Source organism: Claveliimonas monacensis, assembly GCF_014982975.1.
In the GTDB taxonomy this organism is placed as follows: Bacteria; Bacillota; Clostridia; order Lachnospirales; family Lachnospiraceae; genus Claveliimonas; species Claveliimonas monacensis.
In genome coordinates, this window is the sequence record NZ_JADCKL010000023.1 from 1 (window position 1) to 8,247 (window position 8,247).

Annotated in this window: 8 protein-coding genes, 7 tRNA genes and 1 rRNA gene; 14 read left to right on the forward strand and 2 right to left on the reverse strand. The window is 48.1% G+C overall.

Annotation, left to right across the window (positions count from 1 at the left end; genetic code table 11):
- From INF30_RS14310 to INF30_RS14320, 3 genes are all read left to right on the forward strand, one after another.
- A 23S ribosomal RNA gene (locus INF30_RS14310) occupies positions 1-98 on the forward strand; the annotation flags it as partial.
- 78 nt (positions 99-176) lie between these two features.
- Positions 177-249: transfer RNA gene (locus tag INF30_RS14315), tRNA-Asn, on the forward strand.
- Between the two features lie 64 nt (positions 250-313).
- Complete coding sequence (locus tag INF30_RS14320) at positions 314-1,186, forward strand: aldose 1-epimerase family protein (RefSeq protein ID WP_226395695.1); 873 nt, start codon at positions 314-316, stop codon at positions 1,184-1,186.
- Positions 1,187-1,232: 46 nt separating this feature from the next.
- On the opposite strand, the gene INF30_RS14325 is transcribed toward INF30_RS14320, so the two are convergent.
- Together INF30_RS14325 and INF30_RS14330 are read right to left on the reverse strand one after the other, a co-directional pair.
- Positions 1,233-2,360, reverse strand: coding sequence for a glycerate kinase family protein (locus INF30_RS14325; RefSeq protein WP_226395696.1), 1,128 nt, complete (start codon positions 2,358-2,360; stop codon positions 1,233-1,235).
- Between the two features lie 95 nt (positions 2,361-2,455).
- On the reverse strand, positions 2,456-3,541 hold the full coding sequence (locus tag INF30_RS14330) for a CdaR family transcriptional regulator (RefSeq protein WP_226395697.1): 1,086 nt from the start codon (positions 3,539-3,541) through the stop codon (positions 2,456-2,458).
- A 243-nt stretch (positions 3,542-3,784) separates the two neighbouring features.
- On the opposite strand from INF30_RS14330, the gene INF30_RS14335 reads away from it, so the two are divergent.
- From INF30_RS14335 to INF30_RS14380, 11 genes are all read left to right on the forward strand, one after another.
- Positions 3,785-3,856: transfer RNA gene (locus INF30_RS14335), tRNA-Glu, on the forward strand.
- 30 nt (positions 3,857-3,886) lie between these two features.
- Positions 3,887-3,959: transfer RNA gene (locus INF30_RS14340), tRNA-Thr, on the forward strand.
- 27 nt (positions 3,960-3,986) lie between these two features.
- Positions 3,987-4,060: transfer RNA gene (locus tag INF30_RS14345), tRNA-Ile, on the forward strand.
- A 62-nt stretch (positions 4,061-4,122) separates the two neighbouring features.
- Positions 4,123-4,196, forward strand: a tRNA-Asp gene (locus INF30_RS14350).
- A gap of 102 nt (positions 4,197-4,298) precedes the next feature.
- Positions 4,299-4,371 (forward strand) — tRNA-Val (locus tag INF30_RS14355).
- A 28-nt stretch (positions 4,372-4,399) separates the two neighbouring features.
- A tRNA-Leu gene (locus tag INF30_RS14360) sits at positions 4,400-4,485 on the forward strand.
- Positions 4,486-4,676: 191 nt separating this feature from the next.
- Positions 4,677-5,330, forward strand: coding sequence for a pentapeptide repeat-containing protein (locus tag INF30_RS14365; protein WP_226395698.1), 654 nt, complete (start codon positions 4,677-4,679; stop codon positions 5,328-5,330).
- A gap of 255 nt (positions 5,331-5,585) precedes the next feature.
- Complete coding sequence (locus INF30_RS14765) at positions 5,586-6,098, forward strand: PD-(D/E)XK nuclease family transposase (RefSeq protein ID WP_311136028.1); 513 nt, start codon at positions 5,586-5,588, stop codon at positions 6,096-6,098.
- On the forward strand, positions 6,098-6,487 hold the full coding sequence (locus INF30_RS14770) for a hypothetical protein (RefSeq protein ID WP_311136029.1): 390 nt from the start codon (positions 6,098-6,100) through the stop codon (positions 6,485-6,487). Before INF30_RS14765 ends, INF30_RS14770 begins: the two co-directional genes overlap by 1 nt.
- A gap of 32 nt (positions 6,488-6,519) precedes the next feature.
- Positions 6,520-7,158, forward strand: coding sequence for an SOS response-associated peptidase (locus tag INF30_RS14375; protein ID WP_226395699.1), 639 nt, complete (start codon positions 6,520-6,522; stop codon positions 7,156-7,158).
- A gap of 48 nt (positions 7,159-7,206) precedes the next feature.
- Positions 7,207-8,079 carry a LysR family transcriptional regulator gene (locus INF30_RS14380; RefSeq protein WP_226395700.1) on the forward strand — a complete coding sequence of 291 codons (873 nt, stop codon included), beginning with the start codon at positions 7,207-7,209 and terminating at the stop codon, positions 8,077-8,079.
- The last annotated feature ends 168 nt before the right edge of the window (positions 8,080-8,247 follow it).

Here is an 8,247-nt window from a genome sequence, read left to right on the forward strand (position 1 = left end):
AGTAAGACCCCTTGAAGACGACGAGGTAGATAGGGCAGAGGTGGAAGTGTGGTAACACATGGAGCTGACTGTTACTAATCGGTCGAGGGCATAACCATAAAGGTTCGGGAAGAGATGGAAGATAGAGCGATTTCTTGTATGTGGTTTTGAAGGTACATGATACCTTAATTAAATATTCCTCCTTAGCTCAGTCGGTAGAGCACTCGGCTGTTAACCGAGTTGTCGTTGGTTCGAGTCCAACAGGGGGAGCTTGAAAAACCCGTAAATTTAAGTATTTGCGGGTTTTATTTTTAATTGTAGACAGGAGGCAGAAATGGAGCATCAGATCAGTAATGAATATATAACCTTAACAGTTTCAGCGAAAGGTGCTGAAATGAGATCTATCCAGAGAGATTCTGTTGAATATCTTTGGAATGGAGACCCAGCCAACTGGGGGGACAGAGCGCCATTACTCTTTCCATTTGTAGGACGTTTTACGAAAGGGAAATATACGCTGAATGGAAAAGAATATGCCATGGGAATACATGGCTTTGCCAGTGGACTTCCTTTTCAGGTTAAAGAGCTGCAAGAGGATCGGATCGTGTTGGAACTCAGAGATACTGAAGAAACCTTTTCCTCTTATCCATATCATTTCTCTCTCCAGGTATCATATGCTCTCTTTGAAAATGAGATCAGAATAGGGTACTGTGTAGAGAATCTCTCGGAGGATACAATGTATTTTGGAATTGGCGGACACCCGGGATTCAGAGTGCCGTTAGAGGATGATCTTGATTTCGAGGATTATATTCTTGAATTTAAAACTGCATGCCGTCCAGATAGAGTGGGGCATACAGATGCATGCTTTTTGAGTGGAGAGAATACAGAATTTCCTCTCCAGAATGGGAAGATCCTGCCGCTTTACCATGGTATGTTTGATGATGACGCGGTCGTGCTGCAGAATATGTCTGACTGTGTGACATTAAAAAGTCAGAAAGGAAGCCGGCAGGTCACAGTTTCCTATCCGGATCTCCCATATCTTGGCCTTTGGCATGCGCCAAAGACGGAAGCACCCTATCTTTGTATCGAACCATGGACATCTCTGCCTTCCAGGCAGGATATCGTGGAGGAATTCCGGTGCAAGAGTGACTTGATCCGATTAAAAGGCGGTAAGGTGTATGAGAATTGCTGGAGTAATTTTATCTCTTAAAGTATTTTTCAAAATAAAGGATTGAAAGAGGACCAGGTCCTCCGCCTTAGAGAAGGCGGAAGACCTGGTTCATTGTTTGTCTGATATTTTCTTTGGCATTTTCTGGTTTCATTGCGTCCTCCAGCGTGGTGACACCGCGGACCACAGGAAAGAATGCATCGATGCCGGCATCGTTGCAGGCAGTAGCCTCGCGTGTGACGCTTCCTGCAATGGCAATGACCTTTGCACCGTATTTGTGGGCCAGCTTTGCCACTCCCACGGGAGCTTTTCCCATGGCTGTCTGGTGATCCAGACGCCCTTCTCCGGTGATGACAACATCTGCATTTTTCAGTTCATTTTCCAGGCCCACAGCGTTCAGGATCAGATCAATGCCCGGTGAGAGCTCTGCGCCCAGGAAGGAGAGGAAAGCAAATCCAAGCCCTCCGGCCGCGCCTGCACCTGGGTAGTCTGTATAGTCACAGCCAAGATCCCGGGATACCACTTCTGCATAGTGGGCCATTCCCTGGTCCAGAGTTTCTTTCATGTCATCTGTGACACCCTTCTGGGGGCCGTAGATATAGGTGGCTCCGTTTGTACCGCAGAGAGGATTGTTTACATCGCAGGCGATCCGGAAATGACATTCTTTCAGAAGGGGATTCTTCCCATCGGTATGGACGGATTCAACCTTTGCCAGAGCCTGTCCGCCCTCGCCTGGATCATTTCCATCTGCATCTGCGAAAGAAAAGCCCAGAGCCTTGAGCATGCCAATACCTCCGTCATTTGTGGCGCTTCCTCCTATGCCGATGATGAAATTTCGGCAGCCTTTTTCCACGGCATTCAGGATCATTTCGCCCACACCGTATGTAGAGGCCAGCAGCGGATTTTTTTCAGCATCGCTGACAAGGGTGATGCCAGCGGCGGCAGCCATTTCAATGATGGCGGTCTGACTTTCGGGAAGGTATCCATAGTAGCAGTTTACAGGAGTTCCAAGCGGACCTGCTGCGGTCATCTCCACTTTCTCTCCGTTCATACCCTCGATGAGTGCGTCTGTTGTGCCCTCTCCGCCGTCTGCCAGAGGTTTTATGACGACTTCTGTGCCTGGTTTTGCAAGAAGGATCCCTTCCTTGGCGGCATTTCCGGCTTCCATGGAAGAGAGGCTTCCTTTAAATGAGTCTATTGCAGCAACAACTTTCATTAGAAATTCCTCCTTAGTCTTATCTGATACTCTTAGTCTATCATCTTTTCTTTGTTATATAAATAGAATTTGTGACAAAAAAGAAAAGAAATATGTTATTCATGACAAGATTTCAGAGCGAGGTAAAGAACAGCAGCATCGCGAAAATTCCTGGGGTTAAATCCACAGATACGGTGAATGCGGTTCAGCCGGTACTGTACTGTGTTCTTGTGAAGAAAAAGGGCCTGGCAAGTATCAGAGAGTGACTGGTCTTTCTCAAAGTATATTTCTAAAAGATGAAGGTCATCGTCAGATAAAGGGGAGAGAATTTTCTCTGAAAAAATGCGTTGGTTTTCCACAGAAATAGCGGACAGCAGGACTTCCAATGTAAGATCGTCAAACAGGGAGAAGATTTCCCCTGGCTTCAGAGCTTTCAGTGCGATCCGCGCTGTGGACAGAGAGTGCGGCAGATCTTCAAGGAATACAGAGGTGCCGGCTCCTGCCAGAAGAGCGAAAGGATGGATTTTATGAAATTGCTCTAATTTTTCGCGAAATAAGTCCAGATCCCGGTCATTGATGAGCACACGGAAAAAGGACGGATACTGATAGCCATAGAGGCAGCCAGGCAGTTCATCCAGAAGGCGCTCCGCATAACTTTCCAGCCCGGAGAGACTTTCTTTTTCAGAGTGCTGGAGACGGAGAAAGAGCATCCGCTTCGGTGAGACCGGATCGATGTGAAACTGTTTCAGTTCCCCGAGAAGTTCTGAATAACTTCCAGAAGATTTCTCTGCGCCTTTCTCCAGGAGAAGATCCAGCAGATAATTTTTCTTTTCGGCAAGAGAGCGGGCTCTTGCGCCCAATTCCTGCTCCCGGAGAATAAGGAGAGTGATCCGCTCTGCCAGATGGGCAAAAACCCGTACTTTCTCTGGATCCCCGCTGATGCCAATGACCGCGGCAAGTACGCCGCCTCGGAAGACCGGAATGTTTACACCTTTTTTTGTGCCGGGGAGAAGATCGTCCTGGTTCACTTCCAGAGTCTCGCCCCGTTCGATGACCTGCTTTCCGCCCTCGTGGATCATGCCGATGCGGGCCGGGTCTGTGCTGGCAATGACAAGACCACTTTCATTGATGAAATTAATATCGTATCCGCAGACATCTTTGACAGTGTCTACGATCTGCTGTGCAGTTTTTCTGTGGATCATGTAGGTTCTCCTTCCGGCGAATGGTTTTAAATTTCTAATCTAAATTTAGTTATAGCGGTATCTGAGAGGAATGTCAACACATCCTGCTCAGGCTATGTATACTTCTAATATTTGATAAGGCGAAGGTGGATGGATTTCAGAAAAAAATTTAAAAAATTCTTGCAAATTATAAGATGGTATGATATCATATAAAACGGTCACTTGATAAGTTTGTTCTTCAAATTTTGCAAGACGACCAGATATGGCTCCGTGGTCAAGAGGTTAAGACATCGCCCTTTCACGGCGGTAACACGGGTTCGATTCCCGTCGGAGTCACTTGCGCCGACTACTAAGTTCGCATAGCACGCCGATGTGGCTCAATTGGCAGAGCAGCTGATTTGTAATCAGCAGGTTATCGGTTCGAGTCCGATCATCGGCTTTGGTCCTTAAAGGGACTGATAATTTTGGACCTTTAGCTCAGTTGGTTAGAGCAACCGGCTCATAACCGGTCGGTCCTGGGTTCGAGTCCCCGAAGGTCCACTGAGTACAAAAGTGCCGTCAGGAAGGCGCTGAGTACTCGAATTACATATTATATTTTATATGGCCCAGTGGCTCAGTTGGTTAGAGCGCCGCCCTGTCACGGCGGAGGTCGAGAGTTCGAGTCTCTTCTGGGTCGTTAGCTTTGGCACTTGCCGAGTTTTTTCGAGGCTAGTGTTAAGCTACAACTTGATGGCTCAGCGAGGTTTTTCAAGAGCTTAGCAGAGAGGTTGTTTCATTTGGGGTCTTAGCTCAGCTGGGAGAGCATCTGCCTTACAAGCAGAGGGTCATAGGTTCGAGCCCTATAGGCCCCATTCATCTCAAGAATTCCATATGAGATATGCCGCAGTGGCGGAACTGGCAGACGCACAGGACTTAAAATCCTGCGGGACTAACCTCCCGTACCGGTTCGATTCCGGTCTGCGGCATTTGTGCGAAGTGTTTCAAACCCTTATAAATAAAGGGGTTGAAGCACTTTTCTTTTTGTGTAGAAGTTGTACAAGTTTGTTCGGATTCTCCTTTGCAAATTTTCCAGAAACACCGGCAGGTTGACATTTGCCGGGAGACAGATTAAAATGTCAGTTGATTTTGAAAAGGAAAAAGCTGGTGTGAAGTGAACATGCAGACATTGACACAGAAAGAACTGGATCAACTGCTTAAGCGGTATGATGAATGGCTTCGGAATGACGCGGCCGGGAAGAGTCCTGTTTTTGCAGGGCTGGATCTGTCCGGACTGGAATTGAAAAAGGTAAATCTCTACCATGCAGACTTCAGGGGATGCAATCTGAAGGGCTGCTCTTTCCGGTATTCAGATCTCGGGTATGCGAATCTGGAGGGGGCGGATTTGACAGGAGCGGATTTGAGAAACGTCAACTTGTTCCGGGCAAATTTAAGACACGCTGTCCTTTCCGATATCCGTGTCAATGAGTGCACTATGTTCTATTTTCCGGTCTGTCCCAGTGAGGGCAGCTTTATCGGGTATAAGAAGGCGGTGGCGGGCCAGCGGTGTGCTATTGTCAAGCTCTATATACCGGAAGATGCAAAGCGCAATTCTGCCACCTCCTACCGCTGCAGGGCGGACCGGGCCAGAGTGCTTGAGATCGTGGATGAGACTGGAAAGGTTCTGGACCGGGCCTGGTCCGGAAGGGATGAGACATTTGTCTATGAGGCCGGGAAATGGCTGGAAGTCGCGGACTTTGATCCGGACAGATGGAATGAAAAAACAAGAGGAATTCATTTCTATCTGTCAAAAGAAATTGCCATGCTTTACTGATGCACAGAAATGGTTGACGGATTTATGTTTATATGTTAATCTTTTATTACTTCTTTCCGGCGGCGGCACATCTATGCTGCCGCGGAGAGAGGTTCTGACACTATCTTGAGAGTTCTTGTATATTTCGCAAAATATCTTCATTATTTTCAATCCCTCTCAGATTTATTTTTCGGGCGGCAATGGCAGGAAGCACCGTTTTTCATGTTCTTATTGTCTGACTGCCCTTTGCCATTTATAATGAAAGGAGAAATAAGAATGGCGATTCACAAAGCATTAAAAGACCTCAACCTGCTGGATCGTTTTCTGTTTGCGGAGGCAATGGAAGATCCGGTCATCATGCAGACGATCCTGGAGATTATTCTGGGAAGGGATGTTCTTTTGAAATATCCTCCTCAGACAGAAAAAGAACAGCGCAGTTCTCCGCTTTTACGTTATATCCGTCTGGACGTTATGGCTATGGACGAGGAGGGTAATCTCTATGACACAGAGGTTCAGAAAGAGGATACCGGCAATCTTCCAAAGCGCAGCAGGCTGTACCAGGGAATGATTGACACAAAACTTCTGGAACCGGGAGAAGTTGACTTTGACCGTATGAACCAGGTGTATGTCATTATGATCGCACCCTTTGACCTTTTTGGAAAAGGGCTGTACCGATATACGTTCCGGATGAGGTGCGACGAAGATCCGGAGATGCCGCTGGAAGATGGAGCGGTGCGGATTTTTCTGAATACCGGGGAAAAGACCGGACAGGGGTGCCGGAAGAACTGATGGAGCTGCTTCATTACATAGAACACACCACAGAAGAGGTCAGTAATTCCTGTAAAAGCGGGAAGATCAGAGAATTGCAGAGCAGGATCGCCAGGATCAAATCAAGTGAAGAGATCGGGGTGAAATATATGCAGGAGTGGGAAGAGAAGATTATAGAGACCAGAAGAGCCAGGGAAGAAGGTCTGGCAGAGGGGCGCGCAGAAGGCCGGGAGTATCATCTGTTTACGCAGGTCCGCAGAAAGATTGCCAGAGGCTGCAGCGCTGCGGAAATCGCAGAGATGCTTGAGGAGGATCTGTCTCACGTGCAGAAAATGTATGATTTTCTTTTGACGAAAATGGACGAAACAGAAGAGGAAAGCTGGGCAGCGTGGCCTGGATTACAGGGATAGTAAACAGATGCTGCTTGAAGAAGGAGACAGCCATGTGCGGACGGTATCACATAGATAAAAATATGATGCAGACGCTGCAGGAAGACACAGGTCTGGATCTGCAGGAATACAGAGGGTTTCCGGGGGATATGGAGGGAGATGTCCTTCCTTCCCGGAAGGCGATGGTCCTGACCGGACAGGACAACAGGATATCTGTGGAGAGTATGACCTGGGGGGTTCCCATGCCGGAGAGGGACGGGCAGTATGGAGGTGAGAGACGGAAAAAAGGACTTCTCATCAATGCCAGGGCGGAGTCGGTGCTGGAGAAGCCCATGTTCCGGGACAGCGTAAGGAGCAGGCGCTGCATCCTTCCAGCAGGCTGTTTTTATGAGTGGGATGCTGATGGGAATAGAGCGGAATTTTCAGACAAAGATTCCCCGGTGCTTTACATGGCTGGGTTTTATCAGTATTTCCAGGGGGAAAAGAGGTTTGTGATTCTGACAACCGGGGCAAATGTCTCTGTCAGAAAGACACACGACAGGATGCCTGTTCTTCTTGGAAAAACAGAGCTGGAAAGCTGGATTTTTGAGGATGATTTTCTGGAATATGTTCTGCACAGGGTTCCTGCAAAGCTTGATAAATTCCAGGAGTACGAGCAGACGACACTGGAAGATCTGGGACTGAAACTGTAAAAGAGTCGCAGATGGCTGTGGTATGTGCAAGGAAAAAGGAGAAGACAGATGGATATAAGGGTACTCAGATACTTTCTGACTGTAGTCAGGGAAGAAAATATATCAAAGGCAGCGCAGGCGCTCCATGTCACACAGCCGACTTTAAGCCGTCAGATGGCACAGCTTGAGGATGAACTTGGAGCGCCGCTGTTTGTCCGGGGCAAGCGACTTACGCTGACGGATGCGGGTATGCTGCTCAGAAGAAGAGCGGAAGAAGTGACGGAACTGATGGACAGGATTGAGGATGAATTCGCCTCCAGGGAAGAGGTGGGAGGCGTTATTTCCATCGGCAGCGGCGTACTGAAGTCATCCCACATTCTGGTGGAGAAGCTTTTGGCTTTCCGGGAAATGTATCCGGAAGTGCAGTATGAGATTTATACAAACACATCGGACTATGTAAAAGAGAGGCTGGATAAGGGGCTTCTGGATTTTGGACTGCTCCTGGAACCGGTGGACATCAGCAGGTATGACTACATCCGTCTTCGGGAAAAGGAGAGGTGGGGGCTTTTCATACCGGAAGGCCATCCGCTGGCGGAAAAGAGCCGGATCACAAAAGCGGAACTAAAAGAAACGCTTCTGATCACCCCCAGCCGGCAGTCTGTCCAGAGTGAGATCTCCAACTGGCTGGGGGAGGATTTTCTGAACCTCAATATCCTTGCTTCCTTTAATCTGATCACAGACATGACTGTCATGATGAACACGGGAGAGGCCTGCTTTCTGGCCATAGAAGGGGCTATGGAGTCCTATGAAGGACGGGGACAGGTTTTCCGCCCGCTCTGGCCGGAGCTTTCCACGGCCTCAGTCCTGGCATGGAAGCGCTCCCAGCCGTTTACCGGGGTTGCGGGAAAATTCCTGGAATATTTCCGTGAGCAGATGAGATGATGTAAAATGATAATTACTAAGACTTCCCATACCTGAAATGAGCTTCGCTCCTTGAAAATTCAATATTTCAGCTGACAAAATAGTGATTTATGCCCCTATAGCCTCTGGATGGAGTGCGTTACGCAGATATTTCGGCAGTCTCGCTTCAAAATCAGCAGTAAAAGCTGT